The organism is Arthrobacter sp. D1-29 (assembly GCF_054130585.1).
In genome coordinates this window covers 4,163,046-4,187,589 of record NZ_CP096383.1, presented here as the reverse complement: position 1 = coordinate 4,187,589, position 24,544 = coordinate 4,163,046, and the positions used below count along the sequence as shown (strand labels likewise).

The 24,544-nt window shown below is 65.1% G+C and carries 19 protein-coding genes; 11 read left to right on the top strand and 8 right to left on the bottom strand.

Going from position 1 to position 24,544, the window contains the following annotated elements; translation table 11 throughout:
- Positions 1 to 15 precede the first annotated feature (15 nt).
- Positions 16 to 849, top strand: a complete 834-nt coding sequence (gene proC / locus M1E17_RS19005) for a pyrroline-5-carboxylate reductase (protein ID WP_457963478.1) — start codon at positions 16 to 18, stop codon at positions 847 to 849.
- A gap of 78 nt (positions 850 to 927) precedes the next feature.
- Here proC and M1E17_RS19000 read toward each other — a convergent pair whose 3' ends face one another.
- Positions 928 to 1,614: a potassium channel family protein gene (locus M1E17_RS19000; protein WP_457963477.1), complete on the bottom strand. Its 687-nt coding sequence runs from the start codon at positions 1,612 to 1,614 to the stop codon at positions 928 to 930.
- Positions 1,607 to 3,040, bottom strand: a complete 1,434-nt coding sequence (locus M1E17_RS18995) for a TrkH family potassium uptake protein (protein ID WP_457963476.1) — start codon at positions 3,038 to 3,040, stop codon at positions 1,607 to 1,609. Before M1E17_RS18995 ends, M1E17_RS19000 begins: the two co-directional genes overlap by 8 nt.
- 95 nt (positions 3,041 to 3,135) lie before the next feature.
- Between M1E17_RS18995 and M1E17_RS18990 the strand changes: the two genes are divergently transcribed.
- Entirely contained in the window at positions 3,136 to 4,347 is a 1,212-nt protein-coding gene (locus M1E17_RS18990) for an acetoin utilization protein AcuC (RefSeq protein WP_457963475.1), read from the top strand.
- 90 nt (positions 4,348 to 4,437) lie between these two features.
- Positions 4,438 to 5,076 carry an ArsR/SmtB family transcription factor gene (locus M1E17_RS18985; protein WP_457963474.1) on the top strand — a complete coding sequence of 213 codons (639 nt, stop codon included), beginning with the start codon at positions 4,438 to 4,440 and terminating at the stop codon, positions 5,074 to 5,076.
- 86 nt (positions 5,077 to 5,162) lie between these two features.
- Here M1E17_RS18985 and M1E17_RS18980 read toward each other — a convergent pair whose 3' ends face one another.
- On the bottom strand, positions 5,163 to 6,500 hold the full coding sequence (locus M1E17_RS18980; RefSeq protein ID WP_457963473.1) for an alpha-hydroxy acid oxidase: 1,338 nt from the start codon (positions 6,498 to 6,500) through the stop codon (positions 5,163 to 5,165).
- Between the two features lie 84 nt (positions 6,501 to 6,584).
- On the opposite strand from M1E17_RS18980, the gene M1E17_RS18975 reads away from it, so the two are divergent.
- Positions 6,585 to 7,358, top strand: a complete 774-nt coding sequence (locus M1E17_RS18975) for a FadR/GntR family transcriptional regulator (protein ID WP_457963472.1) — start codon at positions 6,585 to 6,587, stop codon at positions 7,356 to 7,358.
- A gap of 128 nt (positions 7,359 to 7,486) precedes the next feature.
- Here M1E17_RS18975 and M1E17_RS18970 read toward each other — a convergent pair whose 3' ends face one another.
- Entirely contained in the window at positions 7,487 to 8,500 is a 1,014-nt protein-coding gene (locus M1E17_RS18970) for a LacI family DNA-binding transcriptional regulator (RefSeq protein ID WP_457963471.1), read from the bottom strand.
- 369 nt (positions 8,501 to 8,869) lie between these two features.
- Between M1E17_RS18970 and M1E17_RS18965 the strand changes: the two genes are divergently transcribed.
- From M1E17_RS18965 to M1E17_RS18945, 5 genes are read left to right on the top strand one after another with little or no spacing between them, the layout of a single operon-like run.
- Positions 8,870 to 10,327, top strand: coding sequence for a Gfo/Idh/MocA family oxidoreductase (locus tag M1E17_RS18965; RefSeq protein ID WP_457963470.1), 1,458 nt, complete (start codon positions 8,870 to 8,872; stop codon positions 10,325 to 10,327).
- 14 nt (positions 10,328 to 10,341) lie between these two features.
- Positions 10,342 to 11,307 (top strand): NAD-dependent epimerase/dehydratase family protein, encoded by a 966-nt coding sequence (locus tag M1E17_RS18960; RefSeq protein ID WP_457963469.1) that lies wholly within the window; start codon positions 10,342 to 10,344, stop codon positions 11,305 to 11,307.
- Positions 11,304 to 12,209, top strand: a complete 906-nt coding sequence (locus tag M1E17_RS18955) for a 5-dehydro-4-deoxyglucarate dehydratase (RefSeq protein WP_457963468.1) — start codon at positions 11,304 to 11,306, stop codon at positions 12,207 to 12,209. The genes M1E17_RS18960 and M1E17_RS18955 overlap by 4 nt, the downstream gene beginning before the upstream one ends.
- Positions 12,209 to 13,312 (top strand): mandelate racemase/muconate lactonizing enzyme family protein, encoded by a 1,104-nt coding sequence (locus M1E17_RS18950; RefSeq protein WP_457963467.1) that lies wholly within the window; start codon positions 12,209 to 12,211, stop codon positions 13,310 to 13,312. The genes M1E17_RS18955 and M1E17_RS18950 overlap by 1 nt, the downstream gene beginning before the upstream one ends.
- 27 nt (positions 13,313 to 13,339) lie before the next feature.
- Positions 13,340 to 14,791 carry an aldehyde dehydrogenase (NADP(+)) gene (locus tag M1E17_RS18945; RefSeq protein ID WP_457963466.1) on the top strand — a complete coding sequence of 484 codons (1,452 nt, stop codon included), beginning with the start codon at positions 13,340 to 13,342 and terminating at the stop codon, positions 14,789 to 14,791.
- A gap of 78 nt (positions 14,792 to 14,869) precedes the next feature.
- Here M1E17_RS18945 and M1E17_RS18940 read toward each other — a convergent pair whose 3' ends face one another.
- The 4 genes from M1E17_RS18940 to M1E17_RS18925 all read right to left on the bottom strand — a co-directional run bounded on the left by M1E17_RS18940 (position 14,870) and on the right by M1E17_RS18925 (position 22,205).
- Positions 14,870 to 17,254 (bottom strand): solute carrier family 23 protein, encoded by a 2,385-nt coding sequence (locus M1E17_RS18940; RefSeq protein ID WP_457963465.1) that lies wholly within the window; start codon positions 17,252 to 17,254, stop codon positions 14,870 to 14,872.
- 466 nt (positions 17,255 to 17,720) lie between these two features.
- A complete protein-coding gene (locus M1E17_RS18935; RefSeq protein WP_457963464.1) occupies positions 17,721 to 18,914 on the bottom strand; it encodes a M24 family metallopeptidase in 1,194 nt (397 codons plus the stop codon).
- The gene (locus tag M1E17_RS18930) at positions 18,911 to 21,022 is read right to left on the bottom strand and encodes a DUF6807 family protein (protein ID WP_457963463.1); all 2,112 of its coding nucleotides are present in this window, start codon (positions 21,020 to 21,022) and stop codon (positions 18,911 to 18,913) included. Before M1E17_RS18930 ends, M1E17_RS18935 begins: the two co-directional genes overlap by 4 nt.
- A 16-nt stretch (positions 21,023 to 21,038) precedes the next feature.
- Positions 21,039 to 22,205, bottom strand: a complete 1,167-nt coding sequence (locus tag M1E17_RS18925; protein WP_457963462.1) for an acetylxylan esterase — start codon at positions 22,203 to 22,205, stop codon at positions 21,039 to 21,041.
- 431 nt (positions 22,206 to 22,636) lie between these two features.
- Here M1E17_RS18925 and M1E17_RS18920 point away from each other — a divergent pair, with 431 nt between their 5' ends.
- Together M1E17_RS18920 and M1E17_RS18915 are read left to right on the top strand one after the other, a co-directional pair.
- Positions 22,637 to 23,581: a carbohydrate ABC transporter permease gene (locus M1E17_RS18920; protein WP_457963461.1), complete on the top strand. Its 945-nt coding sequence runs from the start codon at positions 22,637 to 22,639 to the stop codon at positions 23,579 to 23,581.
- Positions 23,571 to 24,521, top strand: coding sequence for a carbohydrate ABC transporter permease (locus tag M1E17_RS18915; RefSeq protein WP_457963460.1), 951 nt, complete (start codon positions 23,571 to 23,573; stop codon positions 24,519 to 24,521). Before M1E17_RS18920 ends, M1E17_RS18915 begins: the two co-directional genes overlap by 11 nt.
- The last annotated feature ends 23 nt before the right edge of the window (positions 24,522 to 24,544 follow it).

The window sequence follows — 24,544 nt, the reverse complement described above, 5'->3', positions numbered from 1 at the left end:
TGCCATGATGGAACCATGAGCAACCGAATCGCATTCCTTGGCTGTGGATCCATGAACGAAGCAATCCTGACCGGCCTGGTGGAAGGCGGAATAGACCCTGCCGACATCGTGGCCACTGTCCGAAGGGCGGAGCGGGCGGCCGAACTGGCACAGCGCCACCATGGCATCACCGCCATCGCCAGCGAGGAAGAACCCGAGAATAACAGGCAGGCGGCCAAGGGTTCCGGCGTCGTCATCCTGGGCGTCAAACCGGCAGGCATAGTTGACCTGGCCCGGGAAATCAGCCGTTCCCTGTCGCCCGATACCATCGTCATCAGCGTGGCCGCGGCGGTTTCACTGGAGCAACTGGAAGCCGCCCTGCCACCCGGACAGCCAGTTATCCGTACCATGCCCAATACTCCGGCAAAGCTGGGCCGTGGCGTGGTCTCCGTATCGCCTGGCACCAACTGCAGCCCTGAGCAGCTTCAGAAGGCCAAGGACATCCTCAAACCGGCAGGCACCGTGGTGGAGGTGCCCGAGGAGCAGGTGGATGCGCTGTCGGCAATCAGCGGCTCGGGGCCGGCCTACGCGTTCTACCTTGCCGAGGCCATGGCATCCGCCGGCGTCGAGCTGGGCCTAGACCGTGAACTGTCGCTGCTCCTCGCCCGGGAAACGGTGGCGGGGGCAGGCTTTATGCTGGCCGAGCCGGGAGCCGATCCGTCGGCGCTGCGGAAGTCCGTGACCAGCCCCAACGGCACCACCGAACGTGCCATCGCCACGTTTGATGAGCAGGGGATTCCTTCGATCATCGCTGCGGGCGCCCGGGCTGCGGCCGAGCGCGCGGCCGAGATCACGCGGCAGCTGGGCTAGCCCCCGCCATTGAGTTTTTGTCCATTTGTGGCGACTTGCACCGTGGCAAAGTCGCCACAAATGGACAAAAACTCGGGGTTAAGGGCGGGCGGCGAACCGTTCCAGCAGGTCAACGTGGCCGGACACAATGAGCATGTCCCGTGAAGACACCTTGGTCTCCGGACGCGCGTAGGTGAAGTCCTCGCCGGGGGACTTAACGCCAACAATTGTCACCCCGTATTTGGAGCGGACCTTGGATTCATCCAGCGTGAAACCTACTGTTTCACGCGGTGGATACATTTTGACGATCGCGAAGTCGTCGTCGAACTCGATGAAGTCAAGCATGCGGCCGGACACCAGGTGCGCGGCCCGGACACCGGCATCGGCCTCTGGGTAAATGACGTGGTTGGCACCGATCCTGGTCAGGATCTTGCCGTGCGACGGCGTGATCGCCTTGACCCACAGGTGCTCTATGCCCAGATCCACCAGGTTTACGGTGATCAGCACTGAGGACTCGATGGACGTGCCCACCCCCACCACCGCCGACGTAAATTCCTGGGCGCCCAGCTGGCGCAGCGCGTCGATGTTGGTGGCATCCGCCTCCACCACGTGGGTCAGAAGCGGCGCCCACTTCTGCACCAGTGTCCGGTCGCGTTCGATGGCAAGGACTTCCCGGCCCTGCTTCACCAGCTGTTCCGCCGTCGAGGAGCCAAAACGGCCCAGCCCGATCACCAGGACCGGCGCATTGTGGGCGGGGCGGCTGGGGATGCCTGAGGAATTAGCCAATGATGGGCCTCTCTTCCGGATAGTGGTACAGCTGGCTGCGCTGTCGCAACGCCAGCGCAGCTGCAAGGGTAACGGTGCCCACGCGGCCGGCGAACATCAAGGCAGTAAGGACATAAACGCCCGACGGCGGGAGCTCGGCACTGAGGTTGGTGCTGAGTCCCACGGTGGCGAAGGCTGAAATGGTTTCGAACAGCACCCGGTCCAGCGACGCGCCACTGATTTGAAGAAGGAGGAAGGCGGAGACGGAAACAAGGGTGGCGCCGGCCACGATCACGGAGATGGCCACGCGCATGGTGCCCTGCGGAATGGTCCGGCCGTAGACCTGGACGTCGGAATCGCCGCGGGCCTCGGCAACGATGGCCAGGAACATCACGGCAATGGTGGTGACCTTGATGCCGCCGGCGGTGGAGGCCGAGCCGCCGCCCGCGAACATCAGGGCGTCCGTGAGCAGCATGGTGGTGGACTCCATGTGATTCTGTTCAACGAGGTTGAACCCGCCGGACCTGGTCATGACGGAGGCAAAAAGGGAGTGTGTGATCTTGTCGCCCAGGTTCATGGGGCCAATGGTCCGGGTGTTATCCCACTCCATCAGCGCCCACAGCACTGTTCCTGCCGCGAGCAGGATGAAGGAGACCTGAATAGTCAGTTTGGTGTGCAGGTTCCACTTTTTCCAGTTCAGCCCGTTCTGCTGCAGGACCATCACCACGGGGAAGCCCAGGCTGCCCAGGAACACGCCCACCATCAGCGGAACCAGTATCCACAGATCTGTTTCGTAGGGCACAATGCCGTCCGAATGCGGAGTGAAGCCGGCGTTGTTAAAGGCGGAGATCGCGTAGAAAATACCGTGCCAGACCGACTGCCAGAAGGGCTCGCCCAGGGTCATGAACCGCGGGATCAGGGCCAGCGCCAGGAACCCCTCGATGACCACGGACGTGGTGATGACGATCCGGAGCAACGTACCCACCTCGCCCAGGCGGCCGGCGTTGTTCATGGCTTCCTGGGCGATGAGCTTGCCGCGGACGCCAAGCCTCTTGCTCACCATCAGGGCCAGCAGTGACGCCAGCGTCAAAGTGCCCAGGCCGCCGACGAAGATGCCCACCAGGATGACCAGCTGGCCGAAGAAGGACCAGTGGACAGCCGTCGATACCACTGTCAGGCCTGTGACGCACACCGCGGAAGCTGCCGTGAACATTGCCTGGTGCAGGGGTGTCGCTTCGCCGCTGGCAGCAGAGACTGGCAGGGAAAGCAGCAGGGTGAACACCAGGATGACCACGCCGAACACACTCAGGGCAAGCCGGGCCGGCGAAGTATTGGCAATATCGTCGATAAAGTCGCGCAGCCGCGTAAAGATCCAGAGGCCTTCCCGCTCTTGGGCGGCAGGGTGCCAGCTGGCCGGGCTCCGGGGCCTCGACTGGCGTTCCGTCATGTGTGTGGCTTTTCCTCGGTAGAAACTGTTTCCTTCAGTAGTAAACCACTAATGGCCGGGCCAGAGGGGCGGCGGGCTCGGGTAGCCTGTGATTGATGACATTCCTGCCCGGTCTCAGCCAGCCCGCACCACCAACGACGGTGGTGTGGAACTCGTCCATGACCGATTACAACTTCGGCCCCGGACACCCGATGGCACCGGAACGGATGGATCTTACCGCGCGGCTTGCCCGGAGCCTGGGGCTGCTGGACCTGGACCACGTCTCCATTGCCGCGCCGGAGATAGCATCCGACGCCGAGCTGGAGACCGTGCATTCGTCGGATTTTGTGGCGGCGGTACACCGGGTCAGCGAGGATCCATATTTCGCCGACGAAGCCCGGGGTCTGGGGACCGAAGATGATCCGGCCTTTGCGGGTATGCATGAGGCCGCTGCAAGACTGGCCGGCGGTTCCCTGCTCGCAGCCTCGGCCATCCTGGACGGCAGTGCCCTCCGAGCCGTGAACTTTGGCGGTGGCCTCCACCATGCCGCCCGCGATCGGGCCAGCGGCTTCTGCATCTACAACGATTCTGCGCTTGCCGTCCGCAGGCTGCTCGACGGCGGCATTGCGCGCGTTGTCTATATCGACGTCGACGCGCACCACGGGGACGGGACGGAAAGCATCTTCTGGGCTGATCCGCGGGTGCTCACCATTTCGCTGCATGAAAGCGGGCTCACGCTGTTCCCGGGAACCGGCTTCGCGGATGAGATCGGAGGCCCGCAAGCTGAGGGCACGGCCGTGAATGTTGCGCTGCCGTCGGGGACGGCGGATGCCGGCTGGCTGCGCGCCTTTCATGCCGTGGTGCCGCAACTGGTGGGCGCATTCAAGCCTGAAGTGATCGTCAGCCAGCATGGTTGCGACTCGCACCGACTGGACCCTCTGGCCCATTTGAATGTCAGCGTTGACGGCCAGCGCGAGGCCGCCAACGCTATCGCCGCCCTTGCAGCCCGGCACTGCGGGAACCGGTGGATTGCCACCGGAGGAGGCGGCTACAACGTGATGGATGTGGTGCCGCGATCCTGGAGCCATCTGATCGCGATCGCAGCAGGCCGCCCTGTCCCGCCGGGGAGCCGTGTGCCGGAGGACTGGCGCAGTTACGTCCAGGACAAGTTCGGCGCGGCAGCCCCAGCGCTCATGGGCGACGACGTGGAGCTGTGGTGGCGGTCCTGGGAAGTGGGGTTCGATCCCAACGACGCCGTGGACAGGACGGTCATGGCTACGCGGAAAGCAGTCTTTCCCCTCCACGGGTTGGACCCTTGGTTCGACTGACGCGAATGCCACCAACACCCTGCTTTGCAAGTGCGTCAGCAGCCGAAATAGTTGATGCCTTTCGGCGTATATGTCGCTAGGGTGGGAGGCATGGTGACAGACGACGTATTTGCCGTCATTGCGGAAGCAACCCGGCGTGACATCCTGGTATCCCTTCGTTCGGGGGACAAAGCGGTGGGGGAGCTGGTAGAGGAACTGTCAGCCAGTCAGCCCACCATTTCAAAGCACCTCAAGGTTCTTCGTGAAGCGCAGCTTGTCACCATGCGCGCGCAGGGACAGAAGCGCTATTACGCGCTCAACTCCAAGCCGCTGGAGAGTGTGGCCAGCTGGCTGGGGACGTTCGACGTCGGACCCTCCGCCGCACTGAATAGGTCGCCGGAGCTGCAGGGAACCGAGGTCACCCCGGCCCAGGGGGCGCCAACCCAGGGGACGCCGGCCCAGGGGACGCCAGCCGAGGGCCGCGATGGTGAGCTAGTGGCTGCGCATGCGTTGGCCGCAGAGTCTGTGGCTGCCGGGGCTGTGGCTGCCGGAGCCGTGCCTGCTGGGACGGGCGCGCGCGGGGGCTCGGAGTTGAGTCCCGCCGTCGTTATTCCCGGCGGTACCACCGCTCCGCTAAGCGACGACACCGTCCCGCAGCAGATCGGCCGGACCGTGGGCCGCGCCGCCACCAAGGCCGCGGACCTGCTGGCCAACCTGCCCAACCTCCCGAAGTTCGGCCGCAAGAAGTAGCCCGTCAGCCCAACTGACTCGCAGTTAACGCTCCCAAAACGGGTTTTCACAGCGTTAAGTGCGAGTCAGTTGGGCCGGCGCGCACCTTACTTGTTGAGCAGCCGCACGTGGTCCGGTGTGAGCTCGGAGATCCTGCTGACGCCCAGCAGCGCCATGGTGCGGGCCATGTCCTTCTCCAGGATCTGGAGGGCGCGGTCCACCCCTGCCCGGCCGCCTGCCATCAGGCCGTAGAGGTAGGCGCGGCCAATCAGCGTGAAGTCGGCGCCCAGGGCCAGCGCAGCCACGATGTCCGCACCGCTCATAATGCCGGTATCGAGCATGATCACGGCGTCGGTGTTGTCCGCGGTGAAGGCCTGCTTGACCTCGGGGAGCAGGTGGAACGGGATGGGTGCCCGGTCCAGCTGGCGCCCACCGTGGTTGGAGAGGATCACACCGTCGGCGCCGTGGTCCACCACTCTGCGGGCATCCTCGACGGTCTGGATGCCCTTGACCACCAGCTTGCCCTTCCAGGTTTCACGCAGCCAGTCGAGGTCCTCGAACGTGAGGGTGGGATCGAACATTGAGTTGATGAGGTCGGCCACGGTGCCGGTGTAGCGGGACAGTGAGGCGAACGTCAGCGGCTCGTGCGTGAGGAAGTTAAACCACCAGGCCGGGCGGTAGGACGCATCCAGCACCGTCTTGATGGTGAGCGCCGGCGGGATGGTCATGCCGTTGCGGACGTCCCGGAGGCGGGCTCCGGCCACTGCCGTGTCCACCGTCACCATCAGGGTGTCATTCCCGGCCTTGGCGGCGCGGTCGATCAGTTCCAGCGAGCGGTCGCGGTCCGTCCAGAGGTAGAGCTGGAACCAGTTGCGGCCGCCGGGGGCCGCCGCCGCCACGTCCTCGATGGAGGCGGTGCCCATGGTGGACAGCGTGTAGGGAATGCCTGCGGCCTCGGCTGCCTGTGAACCGGCGTACTCGCCCTCGGACTGCATCATGCGGGTGAACCCGGTGGGGGCGATTCCTACCGGCAGCCGGGAGGACTTGCCCAGGATCTCCGTGCTCAGGTCGATGCTCGAGACGTTGCGCAGGATGCCCGGCCGGAACTCGATGTCCAGGAATGCTTCGCGTGCGCGGCGCAGCGTGATCTCACCTTCGGCCGCGCCGTCCGTGTAGTCGAAGGGCGCCTGGGGTGTGCGGCGCTTGGCGATGTCCCGCAGTTCCCAGATGGTGCTGGCGCGCTTGAGCCGTGCTTCCTTGCTGAACTCGGGCTTTTTGAATTGCATCAGGGGCGCCAGGTCGGAGTATTTAGGGAGGCGGCGCTTGAGGGCGGCCGGCAGAGGAGCCGCCGCTGCGGGCCGCGGTGGTGTGCCGACGGCGGGAACGTCCGTGGCGTCCGGCGCCGGAGTAGTCTCGGGGTTGTTCGGCTGGATCGTATGGGTCATGGCTTCCTTCGTGGTGGGCCGGACGGCTGTGGTCTAACCACACTTTAGGCCATGTGGTCCAACCATATCAACTAGGATGGCCGTATGCGCACCCACCAACTTGTCCTGCACTGGATCGAGAAGCAGCTCTCCGAGGGCCTGCTGACCGTGGGCGGCCGCCTTCCCGCCGAGCGCACGCTGGCCGAACAGCTGCAGGTTTCCCGGACCTCCGTTCGGGAAGCCATCCGGATCCTGGAGGCCATGGGTGTTGTCCGTGCGGGTGTGGGCTCGGGACCGGAATCCGGAACGGTGGTGATTTCAGATCCGACGGCGGCGCTGGGCTCGGCGCTGCGCCTCCACGTTGCCACGCAGCACCTTCCGGTGTCTGACATTGTGGAGACCCGGGTATTGCTGGAGTCCTGGGCCGCTGCACGGGCGAAGCCGGATGCCCCTGAACTGGACACCGCAGCCAGCCTCCTGGACGAGATGGACGCCGTCGGACCGGCCGGAGGTGAGGCCGGGACTGCACGTGAGGCCGGCGCTGCAGTATCGCCCGGCGCGTCCATGGAAGCGGGCTCGCCTGTTGATGACTTTCTCGCGCTGGATGTCAGGTTCCACCTGGCTCTTGCCGATGCCGCTGGAAATGCCGTGGTCAGCGCCATGATGGGATCGCTGCGGGAGTCGATCCAGGGCTACGCCGCAGAGCTCACGGCCAATCTCCCGGACTGGGACGCCACGGCCGCACGCCTTCGGGCCGAGCACCGGGAGATCCTTGCCGCTATCCGGAACGGCGACGGCGAGCGGGGGGCCAAGCTGGTGGCCGCCCACATCGAGGGCTACTACCGGGAAGCAGGCCTGCGTCCGGGATTGCCGGGCTAAGCGCGGCGGGGCTGAGGAGTGCTGGTTTCAGTGGCGGCGGGATCGAGAAAGCACTTCGCGGCAGTGTCCCCGCTCGGCATTGCCATTAACTGCCATCTCGCGAGGGTCTTGCTGGATGAGTAGGAAAGTCAGTCCTTCGCCGGCCCGCTGCTGGCCCTGACCTCCAGGCGCGGCTGGTACCTGCTGCCGGGTGCGTCGTTGTCTTCCTTCCGGATCAGCGCCCGCAGCTGGTGCCATGCCTGCTGGCCAAGCTCCGTGATGGGCACGGCCGCCGTGGTCAGGGCGGGGGTGGTGTACCGCGCGAAGGGAATGTCATCGAAGCCCGTGACGGAGATATCCCCGGGTACGTCCACGCCGCGCTCGTGAAGCCCGCTCATCAGGCCCATGGCCACGAGGTCATTGAAGGCCAGGATGCCCGTGGCGCCACTGTCCAGCACGGCATCCACGGCACCGTGGCCGGTGTCAAAGTCAGAGCCGCCTTCGAGCATCCTGACATCCACGTGGGGATGGGCAGCCTTGAACGATTCCAGGCCCTGGAGCCGGAGCGCGTTGGAGGCGCTGCGTGCCGGGCCCGCCAGGAATGCCAGGCGGGTGTGGCCGAGCTCTGCCAGATGCTCGGCCAGGTCCTGGACGCCCTGTCCGTAATCCACCACCAGGCTGGGTACCTTCGGAGCGGCAGTGGTCCTGTTGATCAGGACCAGCGGATGCAGTGACGGGGCTATCTCCTCCAGCTCAGTGTCGCTCATGCGCGGGGCGCACAGCACCAGCCCGTCACAACGCCGTCGGGCTTCGCCGGCGAGGATGGCTTCTTCACTGGAGACTTCGAAGGAGTCGGCAATCAGGACGCGGTAGCCGTCCTGTGCCGCGGCCCGGCTCAATCCACGCAGGATGGCCTGGAATGTGGGGTTGGCGAGGTCCGGGACCACAATGCCGATGGTGTCTGTTTTACCCAGGGCCAGGCTGCGCCCCACCGGATTGGGCTGGTACTTCAGCTCCGCCGCGGCTGCCCGGACGCGGGCAGCAATCTCAGGATCCACGGTGAAATTGCCGTTCATCACCCGCGAAACGGTGGCATGCGAAACGCCGGCCCTGATGGCAACGTCCGCGATGCCGATCCTGCCCGTTGCCGATTTCCTGACCATGGTCTGCCTTTCGTAAGTCCCCGGGCCGTAGCGCCCTGCCGGGCGGGGCGGCTGGTGACCAGCGGTGTTGTGAGTGAAAGCATATAACGCTACTAGAAACCGATTTCCATTCAGATTGCGTCAACTTCGGACCATCTGTGAAGCCGTCGAGACAATCACCTTGGCGCCAGCGCTGGAAAACGGTTTCTCTCAAGGGGGATAATGGTTGACGGGAGCCGGCATCTCTTGATACAAATCTAATAACGCATTGAGAAAACGGTTTCTGAGGAGTGAGCAAAATCCCCTCAGTTACTCATCGAACCTCAGTAACTCCATCGAACAACGGCCGGGCAATCGGCCGGGTACCGAAGCCTTTCGAAAGGGACCCTCATGGTCAACACAGCCGAGTCGACGTCCGCCACCGCGGCTTCGGGCTCTGAAACCCTCAAGGGGGCAGCAGGAACGCAGGCAGGGCAGCCCTCCAAGGCGCGCATTGCCCTGATCGGCACCGGCGGCCGCTCGGAAATGTACATCCGGGCTATTTTCGGCAAGCACGCGGACACCGCCGAGCTGGTGGCTTTCTCCGACGTGAACCCCGGGCGGGTTCAGTTCTACCAGAAGCTGATCCAGGACCTGGGCGCCGCCGGCCCTGTGGCCTCTTTTGATCCCGCAGATCTCACCGCCTTCGTCAAGGACAACAACATCGACCGGGTCGTGGTGACGACGCCCGACTACACCCACGCCGACTACATCGTGGAGGCGCTCAACGCAGGCGCCGACGTCGTGGTTGAAAAGCCCCTCACCATCGACGCCGAGGGCTGCCGCTGCATCACCAAAGCTGTGCACGAAACAGGCCGCAACGTTGTGGTCACCTTCAACTACCGCTACTCGCCGCGCAACAGCGCCCTCAAGGAGATCATCCAAAGCGGCGTGATCGGCAAGGTCACCTCCATCGACTTCAGCTGGGTCCTGGACACTGTCCACGGTGCGGACTACTTCCGCCGCTGGCACCGGGAAAAGAAGAACTCCGGCGGCCTGCTGATCCACAAGGCGTCCCACCACTTCGACCTTGTTAACTGGTGGATCGATGACGTCCCGGAGCGCGTCTTCGCCTCCGGCGGACTCAAGTTCTACGGCGACAGGAATGCGGCCGAACGCGGACTTGGTCCCCGCCCGGAACGCGGCACCCCGGATGCCGCGGCGCCTGCCAGCGCCGAGAAGGACCCCTTCACCCTTGACCTGCGCGAGGACGAGCGCCTCAAGGCACTTTTCCTGGACAACGAGCACTACGACGGCTACCGCCGCGACCAGGACGTCTTCACCGGCGGCATCACCATCGAGGACAACCTGGCGCTGGTGGTGGAGTACCAGGGCGGTCCGCGCCTGAGCTACTCGCTGAACGCCCACAGCCCCTGGGAAGGCTACCGGGTGGCGGTCAACGGGACAGAAGGCCGTGCAGAACTCGAAGTGGTGGAACGCGCAGCAGTCACCTCCAGCACGGACAAGAAAACGGTGGTGGACCCCAGCGCAACCCCCATCGAGGAGGACGACGCCATCCGCCGCAACGGCGAACGCCTGGTGGTCCAGCGCCACTGGGAAGCCGCTTATGAGGTGCCGATCGTCAATGGTGAAGGCGGCCACGGCGGCGGCGACGAGCTCCTGCTTTCGGACCTCTTCAACGGACCGGGCGAAGACCCGCTGGGACGCCCCTCGGGCTACCTGGACGGTCTCCGTTCCGTCTCTGTGGGCATCGCCGGAAACCGCTCCCTCGAATCCTCTCTTCCCGTCCGCATTGAAGACCTTGACCTCGGCGTTGACCTCCGCCGCGGTGCCCAGTCCGGCGCCTAAACGTAAGGAAAACCATGAGCAGGATCCTTGTCACCGGCGGCTCCGGCCGCCTGGGCCGCAGTGTTGTGGCGGGGCTGGCCGAAAAAGGCCACCACGTGATCTCGGTTGACCGCGAGGCCGTTCCGGCGGATCAGCTGGCGGCCGGCGTCGTGCAGGAAACGGCAGACCTCCTCGCCCCGGGCGAGGCATTGCGCTTCCTCCGGGAAACCACTCCCGACGCCGTCATCCACCTTGCCGCGATTGCCGTCCCCTTCAGCGCGCCGGAAGACGTCATCTTCGCCACCAACACCCGTCTTGCCTACGCCGTGATCAGTGCGGCTACGGAGCTGGGGATCGGCAAAATCGTCACCGCCAGCAGCCCTACCGTCCTGGGCTACGGCTCGCCGGCAGGCTGGCTCCCGGCCAGCTTCCCGTTGGATGAGCGCACCACGCCCAAGCCCTGGAACGCCTACGCGCTGTCCAAGCTGATCGCGGAACAGACCGTGCAGATGTTCGCCGCCGCCCAGGGCGAGAGGATCCGGTACGCGGCCTTCCGGCCCTGCTACGTCATCTCGCCGGAGGAATGGGAGGGCGCGCCCACTCAGCAGGGTCACACCGTTGCCGAACGGCTCACAGATCCGGCACTGTCCGCCCCTGCCCTGTTTAACTACGTGGATGCGCGCGACGTGGCCGACTTCCTGGACGTCCTGCTGCGGAAGATGGACTCCATCCCCAACGGCGAAACGTTCTTTGTTGGCGCCGCAGACGCCCTGGCAACGGCCCCGCTGGCTGACCTCATGCCGCGGTTCCTTCCCGGCACTGCAGAGCTGTGCTCCGGTCTCACGGGGACCGCTCCGGCATTTTCGATTGACAAAGCCCGTGACCTGCTCGGCTGGCAACCCAAACGGAGCTGGCGGACCGAACTCAAAACATCCACCCCCTACGAAGGGACCTCCGCCGCGCTGGTGACGGCTGGCACGGGATCCAAGGAGACACCATGAAATTCGACGGCGTACTGTTTTTCCCCGTCACCCCGTTCACGCCTGAAGGCGGCGTCGACGTCGGGCTGCTCAAGGAGCACATCAGCTCCCGCCTGCCTTTCGGCCCCGGCGGCGTCTTCCCGGCCTGCGGGACGGGCGAGTTCCATGCCCTGAGCATCGAAGAGGTGCGCACAGTAGTGACAGCCGCCGTCGAGGTTGTGGCCGGCAAGGTGCCCGTGGTTGCCGGAGCAGGAGGCCCCCTGGGCCACGCGATCGCTGCCGCCCGCGCTGCCGAAGAAGCGGGCGCCGACGCGCTCCTGGTCCTGCCGCCGTACCTTGTCACCGGCCCCACAGAGGGCCTGGTGGCCTACATCGAGGCCGTGGCGGACGCCAGCAGCCTCCCCGTGATCGTCTATCACCGCGGCAACGCCAGGTTCACCGCCGCCTCCATGACCAGGCTCGCGGGCAACCCCAAGGTCATCGGCTTCAAGGACGGCCTGGGCGATGTTGGCCTGGCGCAGGAGATCGTCACCGCGGTCCGCGCCACCGGCCGCGAAGACTTTGCCCTGTTCAACGGCCTGCTGACCGCCGAACTGACGCAGGGCGCCTACCGGGGACTCGGCATCCCGCTGTACTCTTCCGCCGCGTTCGCCATGGCTCCGGAGATCGCCAAGGCCTACTACGACGCTTACATGTCAGGGGACGAGGACCGCCGCAATGCCCTGCTGGAAGGCTTCTACGCTCCGCTGGTTCGGCTCCGCGACCAGACCCCCGGCTTTGGTGTTTCGCTGATCAAGGCCGGGCTCCGGCTGGGCGGGCTGGCTGTTGGCTCCGTCCGTCCGCCGCTGGTGGATCCCACGGACGAGCAGCTGGTGCAGTTGAAGGCCATCCTCGCCAAGGGCCACGAGCTGGCTGGCCGCTGATGACCACGTCCGTCGCCGAAGCCGTCCGGACAGCACCGCGCATCACCGGCCTTTCCACCCGGTTACTGACCGTCCCGCTGCGGCGCAGTTGGGGTGCGGAGGCGCCGGAAAACCATGTGATCGTCACGGACATCCAAACGGACGACGGCGGCGCGGGCCACGGTTTTTCGTGGACGCCCACCATCGGCCCGCATGCCGTCAAAGCACTCCTCGACTACGACATCGCCCCTTTCGTTACCGGGCTGCCCGCCAACCCTGAGACGGTGTGGGACGCATTGTGGAAGCGCCTGCATGAGGCCGGGGGCGGGGGACTGACCACCATCGCCATGGCGGGCGTGGACCTTGCCCTCTGGGACCTGCAGGCTCACAGGGCGAACACCTCCGTGACAGGGCTCCTGGGCCAGCGGCAGGAGTCTGCAGAGGTGTATGGCTCGGGCGTAAACCTGCACTACACCCTTGAAGAGCTGGTGGCCCAGGTTGAGCGCTGGATCAGCGCGGGGCACCAGGCCGTAAAGATCAAGGTGGGCAAGCCCGACATCCGGGAGGACGCCGAGCGGGTGGCCGCCGTCCGTTCCGTGCTGGGGCCCGGCCGCAAGCTGATGGTCGATGCGAACCAGCGCTGGGACCTGCCCGCCACCTTTAGAGCGTTGGAAGTCCTCGTAGAATATGGGCTGGAATGGCTCGAAGAACCCATCCGAGCGGACGATCTCTGGGCCTACCGCAGGCTCCGCAAACATTCGCCCGTGCCCATCGCCCTGGGCGAAAACCTGCACACCATCTACCGCTTCCGGGATTTCATAGCAGCCGAAGCCGTAGACATCATTCAGCCAAACATCATCCGGGTAGGCGGCATCACCCCGTTCCGGCGGATTGTTGAACTGGCACGGACCAACAGCATCCGGGTGATGCCGCACTTGCTGCCCGAGCTCTCCGGCCAGCTTGCCCTGACCCTGGCCGAACCCACCCTGGTTGAGGATGTCGAAGACGCCTCGTTCGAGCAGTTGGGCATCCTGGCAGCGCCCTCTCCGGTCCGCTTCAGCAACAGCCGCGTAACGCTCACGGACCAGCCGGGCCTGGGCTTCCGCTTCCGGGACGAACTTTAAACTAAACACGAAGAACAGGTACCTGACGTGACAACTGCAACCCTTTCCCTGTCCGAACTCACCGCCGCGGCCACCCGGGCCGCGCAGATATCGGCAGCGTCAACGGATGCCGAACGCGCGGCCTGGCTGACGGCCGTTGCAGACGCGCTTGACGCCAACGTGGCCGAACTCGTGGACATCGCCCACTCCGAGACAAGCCTGGGATCCGTGCGCCTGACCGGTGAAGTGGGCCGCACCTCCGGCCAGCTGCGCCTCTTTGCCCGGGTGATCACTGAGGGGTCCTATCTCGAAGCAATCATTGACCATGCTGACGCTGCCGCCACTCCGCCGAAGCCTGACCTGCGGCGCCTGCTGCGGCCCATCGGGCCGGTGGCGGTGTTCTCGGCCTCCAACTTCCCTTTCGCCTTCTCCGTGGCCGGCGGCGACACAGCATCCGCGCTGGCCGTTGGATGTTCGGTTATTGTCAAGGCCCACTCCGGGCACCTGAAGCTGTCTGAACGGACCGCTGAGATTATGGCAGCGGCCTTACACTCGGCCGGCGCCCCGGAGGGCATCTTCGCCCTGGTCAGCGGCCGCGAGGTTGGCACCGCCCTGGTGCAGGACCCCGCCATCAGGGCTGTCGGCTTCACGGGCTCCATCCCCGGTGGCCGCGCACTGTTTGACCTGGCCGTTTCCCGGCCCGATCCCATCCCCTTCTACGGCGAACTCGGCAGCCTGAACCCCGTGGTCATCACCAGTGCGGCCATGGCTGAGAAGTCCGCCGAACTCGCCGCCGGATTGGCAGGGTCCTTCACCATGGGCGCAGGCCAGTTCTGCACCAAGCCGGGTCTGGTGTTTATCCCCAGCGGCACCGGTTTTGCCGCTGATTTGGCAGCGGCAACCAAAGACAAGCCGACGTCGGCCATGCTCACCGGCCGCATCGCTGACGCCTACCCGGACGGCCTGCGCAGCGTGGCTTCCGTCCCCGGCGTGGCTGTAGTCAGTGGCAGGGTGCAGCAGGACGCCAGCCAGGACGGTGCGGCGCCGGTGGTTTTCTCCACCTCCGCCGCCAATGTCCTGGAACGCCCGGACGAGTTACTGGAGGAGTGCTTCGGTCCCACCACCCTTTTGATCGAATATACGGACCGGGATGAGCTCGCCGCTGCCCTGGCCAAGGTCCCGGGCAGTCTTACCGCCACCGTTCATGCGCTTCCCGGCGAGGACGTTTCAGGTCTCGTTGAGCAGCTGTCCGGCCTTGCCGGCCGGGTGCTGTTCGATGGCTGGCCCACCGGGGTCGCCGTCAACTGGGCCCAGCAGCACGGCGGACCCTACCCGGCCACCACCTCACTGTTCACCTCGGTGGGAGCGACGGCGGTGCGCCGGTTCCAGCGGCCGGTGGCCTACCAGGACGCTCCGGAAGCCGTCCTGCATCCGGCTCTCCGGGAGAGCAATCCGCTGGGAATCCCTCGCCGTGTTGATGACGAGCTGGTGCTGCCCTAGCGAGCGCTGTACGGACACTGCAGGCGGGGAACCTTAGATGGTTCCCCGCCTGCAGTGTCAGAACGAAACCGCTTGCTGCTAGTGGACAGGCTGTTCTTCCTCCATGGTCTCCAGGGACTGGGACGGCAGCGGATCAAGGTGGCTGATGCCGGTGGAAGTGATCCGAAGGACCTGTGCCGTGGAAATGTCGTAAAACAGCCCGGCCACATGTACCCGTCCCGCGTGCAGCGCCTCCCGGAGGCCGGGCTGCCGGTTGAGCCGGTCCAGCTGCACCGCGACGTTGACCATCGCCAGTTGGTCGACGGCGTCGTACCCGGCTTCGGCTGCAGCCACCTGGACGGGATGCCCGCCGCGGAACGCGCCAAGGCTGGGCCTGGCGTGGTCAAGCCAGACGTCAACAGCGCCCCGCTCCCCGGCGGCAGTTGCCGCACTGGAGGTGCCTTCCCGTGCGGAGCCCTGCAGGCCGCCGTCGTAAGCCTCAGTGGGCCGTGGGTCATCACTCAGCGCGGTCATGGCACCGCAACCCGAATGGCCGCACACCACTACTGATTCCACCGACAGCTTGTTGAGCGCAAAGTCCAGGGCGGCTTCAACAGAGGAATCCAGCCATTTGCTGCCCACCACGTTGCCCACATTCCGGACAGTGAAGAGGTCTCCGGGACCGCTGCTGGTGATCAGGTTCGGCACCAGGCGGGAGTCCGAGCAGGTCAGGAACAATGTGTTGGGATCCTGGAACGAGGCCAGCTCCTGGACATGCGGCCGGACAAGGTGGGCGTTGCGCCGGTGGTAGTTGTCCACGCCGGAGAGAATGGAACGCAGGGGGCCCGGAACGTCAGGGGCTGCTGCAGCATGCCCGGCCAGGATCCGCTGCTGCCAGCTGCGCCACGGGGCAAACCCGCCCCGAAGCGCCGAGCGTGAGCTGCCGCGGCTGGGCGGACCGGCCTGGGCGCCATGGAGCGTGGCGGTTCCACTCTCCTCGATTACCACCGTGCCGCCGTTCCCCACATGCCGGTTCCGCCACGCGTCCAGGGTGTCGTGAACCGGGTGATCGAGGAAGTCCACCTCCAGTTCCACCGTGACGTGCGTGCCTGCCGGCACGGAGGCCAGGACGGTGCTCAAGCGGGGGAGGGAAAGGAAACTGCACGATCCGTCGATGACCACCCGCCAACGGTCCCCGTCCCCGGAGCTGGCAGTGGATCCGCTGCTGATGTGGTCAGCAAGCGGCTCTGCATGGATGCTCGCGCGTACAACCCGCCAGAGGACAAGTCCCACCGCGAGAAGCAGGCCGGCAAATACGCCGGCAAGCAGGTTGACGAAAACAACACAGAACAGTGTGACGCCGTAGACCGTAAGATCGCCGGTCCGCCGGGCTGTCCGGATGTCGGCGCCGCGGACCAGCCGGGAGCCGATCACGATCAGCAGGCCTGCGAGCACACCTTCCGGAATCAGCTGGATCAGGCCCGCCAGCAGCAGCGAAAAGACCAGCACCCACACACCGTGGAGCACCGCTGATTTCCGTGTCCGGGCGCCGGCCTCAACATTGGTGGCGCTGCGCACGATGACGCCCGTCACCGGAAGCCCGCCCAGCAGCCCGGAAGTCAGGTTGGCTGCGCCCTGGCCCACGAGCTCCCGGTTGAAATTGGTCCGCTGTCCATGGTGCATCTTGTCCACTGCCACCGCCGACAGCAGGGACTCAACGCTGGCAATCAGTGCGATGGTGAGCACGCCGATGACTGCGGCTGTCCAGTTCCCGTCGGGCAGCTGGGGGAAGGAGAGGGCATCCAAAAGCGAGCCGTCGAACGTGATTCTGTCCACCGTGAAAGGCAGGGAGAGGACGGTTGCTGCGATGACAGCAACCAGCGGCCCCGGAATCCGGCGGACGGCGGAGGGAAGGTGCTTCCACGCGACGAGCACCACAATGACAACGGCCCCGAGAAGCGCTGCGGCGATGTCCACGGAGAAGATGCTTGCCGGGATGGCGGTGATGTTCTCCCAGGCGGAGCTGGCGGATGCCGAACCAAACATCACGTGAAGTTGCTGCAGCACGATGGTGATGCCGATGCCGGCCAGCATGGCATGCACCACCACCGGGGCGATGGCCAGCGCCACCCGGCCGATCCTGGCCGCGCCAAGCAACGCCTGAAGCACCCCGGCTGCGGCGGTGATGGCACAGGTTGTCTGCCAGCCGAACTGTTCGATCAGTCCGGCCACAATGACAGTCAGCCCGGCGGCGGGTCCGCTGACCTGAAGAGCTGAACCACCGAGGCTTCCTGCCACGATTCCTCCCACGGCCGCGGCAATCAGGCCGGCCATAACCGGGGCGCCGGATGCAGCGGCTATTCCGAGGGACAGGGGTACTGCCACAAGGAAAACCACGAGTGACGCCGGAAGGTCCCAACGGAGCCCTGCAGTCAGGGATCTTCGGAGTTTGCTGGCTGGGGTAATGATAGTTTCTGATGGCATTGCGGTCCCTTCGCTGATGCTTCGCGGTCCCGTGCCACGCTATTGAGACGCCGGTCCGGCCTGCAAGGACAGCCAGGGTGAGAAAAAACACGGCAAAAAAACTGTTCCGGGCCTCCAACCGCGGGTCCATTTGGGGCCTGGCCTGGGGTTTCGAAGTGGCACACGCCGCGGCCTGGCCAAGGGAGGGACGGCCTGCCCACTTCGGCTTCGGATTCAAGTCAAATCCGCCTCAACAGCACTCCGGGAGCAGCATCCAGGTGAAATTACTGCCTGCCGATGGACCGAAACGGCGCGTTGGTCTATACCAATGACGCTCTGTTGCGCCTCTGATTTGCCTTCCCCGGACCGGTTGTGGGCCAAGGACCATTCCGGCCTCCCAACTATGTAGCGCTAACTGTCGTTATGACCCCTCAAAACGACACTTAGCGCGACCTACTTGGGTGATTGGAACGCGGGTCAGAGCGGGTCAGAGCTGAAGGGTCAGGGGCCGGCGGATTCCGTTCACGAGGGTTGCAGGCCAGCGTTCGTCGAGGGTGAGTACCTGAATGCCTGACTCGGTGAGCTGGATAGTGTCCTCGATCTTGACGCCGGGGCCGGACGGGTTCCAGGTGAACGTCTGGTTCAGCACGACGGTATCGGTGGCTGCACCGGTGACCCTTGGATCGCGTCCCGCATAACCGGCAGGACCGCCCTGGTGGTGGTTCTCCCACTGGTCCGCCCCAAACCCGTGCCGGAGGTAGGCGGCCTTGATTTCGGTGAAGATCCGGTCCAGCCGTGCGCCAGGGACAGTGGCGTCAAAGACGTCGGCTTCCACGGCCGCAATCCGGGCCTCCGCATCCAACTCTCCGGGAGTGCCGGCGTCGAATCTCACCCAGCGGGTGATGTTGGAGACCAGCCCGTCCCGGCGGGCACACACCACGGCCATGGCGCGGCGGCCCAGCGGGGAGTGTGTGGCCAGGGGATGGCGGAAGCCACTGCGTGAGCTGCCGTTGCACAAAAGCACCAGCGGCTCGGCGCCCGCGGCTACCACGCGGCCGGCGAGTGCCGACACGAGCTCGAACTCTGTGGTGTCAGGCTTCGCTGTGGAAAGGACATCGGTCATGATGCCTGCCAGTTCCGCGCTGAGCTGGGCATAACGTGCGCTTTCAGCCGGCAGCAACTGCTGGCGTGCCGCCCTGAGCTTATCGGCGACGGCGGCTTCCGCCAGCGGCCCTTCGTGTGGAGCCGAGAGGTTGGCAGTAGAACGTGTGGAACCGGTTTTGAGGCCGACGGCGGCAGCAGCCTCGTGCAGGTTGCCGTACCACGGCACGGAGTGAAGGGTGACGCCGGCAGGCAGCTCCTCGGCGGCTATTCGTCCGGCCTCGTTGTTGAACGTCACCAGGTGATCGCCCTCGCGGTCCACCAGCAACGCAGCGATCGGGTCCCCTGCCAGGCTGATGTGCACCCGGCTTCCGTCCAGGTACCAGGTCAGCGCCGTGTGGCTGGTCAGCAGCAGCGAGTCACGGCCCGTGGAGTCAAGGATATCCAGGACACGGCGCCGTTTGACGGCCCGGTCTTCCGGCGACGCCGGCGCAACCCGTCCGGTCACATTTGGTGACCGGTTCGGATCCTGTGCCGGCACCACCCGGGTGGCCGTTGCTTCGGTGGCTGTCTGGCTCATCGTTTTTCCCCCTGTTTGTTGATCAATGCCTCGATGTCTGCCGCAGCGAGGATCCCGTCAGCTATGAACACAGTGACTCCGCGGCGAACGGCACCACCGGATTCGGCGATGACCTGGGCATCCCAGGCGAGCGACTGGCCCACACCCGGGTATCCGTCCACCCGGACGAACCACGGATCCGTGGAACCTTCCTGGGCAACGAACACCAGGGTGGCGCTCCGGTCAGTGCCACCGTCGGCCGCCAATCCACCGTCGGCCGTCCCGCCGTCGGCCGTTCCGCTGCTAAATCCTCCTGCATCAAAGGTTCCGGACCAGGCCAGCCATGGCGCCACACTCCCGTGGACGGCGGCCTCGCCGGAAGCCGTAGGGGTCCACACAATGGCCCCGGTACATTGGGGAAGCCTCCAGAAGAAGCCGCCGTAACCGCCCTGGTGGCGGCCGTTTGAACCGGGGCTGCCCAGGCTCACCGGTTGATTGCCGGCGGGGGACAGCGCAAAATCCAACGCCAGGCGCCAGACGGAGGGGCTCACAGCGTCCCACGTCCAGGTGCGCTGCTCGTTGAGGATCGGGTGGCCGTCGGGTCCGTTCCAGGAGAGCGTCTCGCTCAGCCGGCCCTCCGACTCGGCAGCCGCCGTGCGCTCGATCCGGCCATGGTCCGGGCGCCAGATGTATTCACCGGCGGCGCGGGTATAGGTGCGGCCACCCCAGAAATTCACGCCATCCACATCCTGGAGGGCCACTCCAACGCCCAGGTGCCAGACATGGTCCAGGGGCTGATGGTCGGTCACTACAGTTCCGGCGAGAGTCCGGACCGGGTGCAGGTACGGCCGGGGTGAAGAAACAACCCGGATGTGGCTCCCGTCCTGGTAGTCGGCCACTGGCTGTCTGCCGATGCTGAAGGTGTGGGCCGGCGGCAGCCTGCGGGCCCACGGGACACCCAGCTCTGCAAAGGTGGCCTGGGCCTTGACGGCGCGTTCCATCAATGCTGCAATGCCGTGGACCACGGGATGGGCCTCGTCCCCTTCGCCCTCCCATGTGACGTATTCCGGGCCGATCTCCTGCGGATCAGGCGACGTGCGGATGGCCTCGAGTACGGAAGTGAACGCACCGGTGTCCGGAAGGGAGCAAAGCAGCGGTGTTCCGGAGTTCCGGGCTTCGAGCAGGTTCTCCAGCAGGTCGGTCCGGCCGAAAGTTTCACGGCGTTCCCCGGCCGATGTGGTGATCACCAGCTCGTCCTCGGTGTAGAAGAAGGTGATCTCGCCCAGGGTCCCGTGGACGGTAACGGACGGATTCTGCTGTTCCGGCGCGCAGAGCGTGAGGGCGCAGAGCAGGGTTTGTCCGGCGATGGTGCGGACGCGGAGGACGGACGTGTCATCGCTTTGGGTCCCGTTGGCGCGGTAGAGGTCCGTCTCCACCGATGCCACGTCCGCCACGGTGTGGGCGCCGGCCATGCTGAGCGCGGTGGCTACCGCGTGAGCCAGCGCATTGGTTGCCACGCCGTCCACCACGTCCACCCCGTCCAGGCTTCGCTTGCCAGCCCAGCGTGAGCGCTTGAAATAGCCTTTGCTCCGCTGCCACATTCCGGTGGCGCTGAAGCCGAGCACCTGGCCGACCGCACCGGACTCAATGGCGTCCCGGATAGCCGGCAGGGCCTGGGACCCGAGGCTCTGGAAGCCCACCTGGACCAGCCGTCCGGAGATTTCCGCCGCGGCCAGGACTTCCTGAAACTGGGCCATGGAGGCCACCGGCGGCTTCTCCACGTAAACGTCCGCTCCCGCTGCCAGGGCTGCCAGCGCCAAAGGTGCGTGGGTCTGGATCGGAGTGGCAAGGATGACCACGTCAGGGACCGGGCCGGCGGCCAGCAGCTGGTCCAGGGTGTTGAAAACCGCTACCGATTCGGCGAGCCGTCCCGGCTGGGGCGGATTCGGGTCCGCCACGGCCACCAGTTCCAAAGCGCCGGACTCCTCAAGCCGCGCCAGGTTCGCAAGGTGCCGTTCGCCGAAGCCATGCACGCCCACTAAGGCTATGCGGGGGCGGGCTTCCGGGACGGTGGCTTCGCCTGCCGCTTCAGAAATACCTGGTGCCGTGGGGGCGGGTTGCTGCGTCATCAAGGATCCTTGGCTGCTAGAAGGTGGGCACGGTTGGACGATTGGGGCCGGAAGAACTCTGGGCACCCAGGGCATCGGCGAGATAATTGATGGCCTCGTTTTGCATCTCAGCGGTGAAGACGTGCTGGCCCGGCCACCAGCTGCCTCGGTAACCGGGGGAGTGCAGGAACTCCAGGATCTTGTGGGCGTCTCGCATGCCCGCTTCCGGAAGCAGTTCGTCGTTCAGCGCATACTGCACCAGAAATCCGTTGGCAGCCGACCTCTCGGTCAGCTCAGGCCAATCGCCGAGTTTCCAGATCCCGGGCGTCTGGAGCAGCCAGGAATGCGCATCCAGGTAGGCCGGCATCAGCGACTGGAACGTGGCCATCATGCACGTCACCACATAGTTCCGGATCCGTGGGCTGAGGGCTGCCAGCGTCAGTGCGCGCCCACCGCCGCCGGAGAAGCCGATGCAGCCCAGGCGCTCCGAGTCCACCCCCGGCAGCCCTGCAAGGATCTCCAGTGCCGCAAGGTCATCGTGCGCCACCATGCCGGCAAAGCTTGTGCCCAGCAGGCCCGCGGCCTTCGCCACGGTGTCCTCATGGATTCCCGCGGCAGCGTTGTACAGGTCAGCGTCGGAAGGTACGACGCCGTCCTGCCGCCACTGCGACATCCTCGCCTCCAGCGCGGCGGCCGTCCGCCACGGAGGGACGGAGAGGTCAAAGCAGCGGCTGCCCCAGGCGAAGGCGTCGTGGGCCAGGACGGCGAAGCCAGCGCGGGCCATGTCTGTCGCCAGTGAATGGCCGTCATAGAGGGCGGCGCGGGCTGCCTTTGCCGAGGGGTGGGGATCCGGCAGGTCCACCAGCCTGTCGGCCCCGCCGAACTTGTTCCCGCCATGGCAATGCATCGCCAGGACTCCGGGCAGCGGTCCGATGCTTCCGGCCGGACGCAGAAGCCAGCCAATGGTGCGGGGACCGAATCCCAACTGCCAGCTGAGCTGGGAGGTGGTGACGCCGTCGTACGTTTGCTCCCAATCTGTGGTGACATCCGGTGTGGGGGAAGCGCCCGGCACGCCGAGGGCGTCCGAGAGTTCCTGGGATTGCGGGCTGGCAGCCCGGTAGCGGGGACTGTCCCGAACGTACGCAGGCCAGTCTTCGTAGCCGGCGATGGCGCTTGGCCGGACGGGCTCGGGTTGGATGCTCACTGGCCTGCCTGTGGATTGCTGTGACTGGAGGATGTTGCTGCTGGGGTCTACTACTGTTCGGGAGTGCTGGATTTGCCAAGAGGACACCGGTTCCCACAATATGCCGAGGAAGAAACAGGTCGAGTGGCCACTCGAGCAGAAAACGCTTTCTCAAAAACTAACAAAGGGCTATACAGGAGTCAAGAAACCGTTTACTTTGGTACGGAGCCGCTTTCAACGCTCCGCGGCCCAAGGGTCGGATGGGAGAGCTTTGACAACAGCTCCGCCATTGGGGGCGGACCAAACACTGATCGTTTAACGGCGATCACCACGACGTGGATGGCCACGATGACCAAAGGAGACCAGATGGCCGCTAAACATATCCCCGGGGCACCGCAGCCGGCAGGCATGCCTGCCGGTGCGGGGCTCCTGCCAGCAACGGGATCCCCGCAATGAGCGCCATCAGCGAATTAAGCTCCCTGGCCAAGCGCAAGGGACCCGTAACGGCCGAAGAGAAGAAGGCAAACGGCCGCGATAACAAGGCCGCATACATCTTCCTCCTGCCGTGGTTGGTGGGCCTGGTGGCCATCACCATCGGACCCATGCTGATGTCGCTGTATCTCTCCTTCACGGACTACAACCTGCTGCAGCCGCCGGAATGGACCGGGCTGGACAACTTCATCCGCATGTTCAGCGATGCCCGCCTGCATAACTCGCTGGGTGTGACCTTCACTTACGTCCTGGTGGGTGTGCCGCTCCAGCTTGCTGTGGCGCTGCTGATCGCGCTGGTGCTGGACAAGGGCCTCCGCGGCCTTCCGTTCTACCGGTCGGTGTTCTACCTGCCATCGCTCCTCGGTGGTTCGGTGGCTGTGGCCATCCTCTGGAAGCAGATTTTTGGAACCACCGGCCTGGTGAACCAAGCCCTGGCAATGTTCGGGGTCCAGGGGCCGGGGTGGATTTCCGATCCCAGCACCGCCCTGAGTTCCATCATCCTGCTGCACGTATGGACCTTTGGTGCTCCCATGATTATCTTCCTGGCCGGCCTCCGGCAGATTCCCGTGATGTACTACGAGGCAGCGAGGGTGGACGGCGCCGGCACGCTCCAGCAGTTCTGGCGGATCACCCTGCCCATGCTGAGCCCCATCATCTTCTTCAACCTGGTGCTCCAGATCATCGGGTCATTCCAGTCCTTCACGCAGGCGTTCATCGTCTCGGGCGGCAACGGCGGCCCCTCCGACTCCACGATGTTCTTCACCCTGTACCTGTACCAGAAGGGCTTTGGCCAGTTCGACATGGGCTACGCCTCCGCCATGGCGTGGTTCCTGCTGGTCATCATCGGTGTGTTTACCGCCATCAACTTCATCGCCGCAAAGTATTGGGTTTTCTATGACGACTAAGCTTCAGACGCTGCCCGCCCCGGATCAAGAATCTGCCCGCGCCGGTACGCCAACGAACCACCGCAAGCCCAGGAGGCCCCGGGAATCACGCGGGACCCTTGCCTTTAGCCGAGCGGCCCGCTCCAAAGCCCTGATGAAGCATGCCATCCTGATCCTGGCCGGCGGCCTGATGATTTACCCGCTGTTGTGGATGGTGGTTTCCTCGCTTCGGCCCAACGATCTCATCTTCCGGGAGCCCGGCCTCTGGCTCAACAGCCTGGAGATGAGCAACTACACCGATGGCTGGTCCGCACTGACCCATCCCTTTGGGCACTACATGCTGAACTCCGCCATAGTGGTGGTTGGGTCCATCCTCGGAAACCTGATTTCATGCTCCATGGCGGCCTATGCCTTCGCCCGCCTGCAGTTCACCGGCAAGAAGCTGTTCTTCGGCATCATGCTGCTGACCATCATGCTGCCGTTCCACGTGGTGATTGTGCCGCAGTACATCCTGTTCTCGCAGATCGGCTGGGTGAACACCTTCTGGCCGCTCCTGGTGCCCAAGCTACTGGCCACCGACGCGTTCTTCATCTTCCTGATGGTCCAGTTCATCCGCGGCATCCCCAAGGATCTGGATGAGGCCGCAAGGATCGACGGCGCCGGCCACCCCCGCATCTTCCTGCGGGTTATCCTGCCGCTGATGGTTCCGGCCCTGGCCACTACCACCATCTTCACCTTCATTTGGACCTGGAACGACTTCTTCGGGGCCCTCATCTACCTGACGGATCCGGACATGTTCACGGTTCCGGTGGCGCTGCGGGCCTTTGTGGACTCACAGTCCGCCACCAGTTGGGGATCGCTGTTTGCGATGTCCATCGTGTCGCTCCTGCCGGTGTTCCTGGTGTTTCTCTTTGGCCAGCGGTTCCTCATCAAGGGCATCGCCACCACCGGCATCAAATAGGCCAAGGCCTTACTGGACCGGGA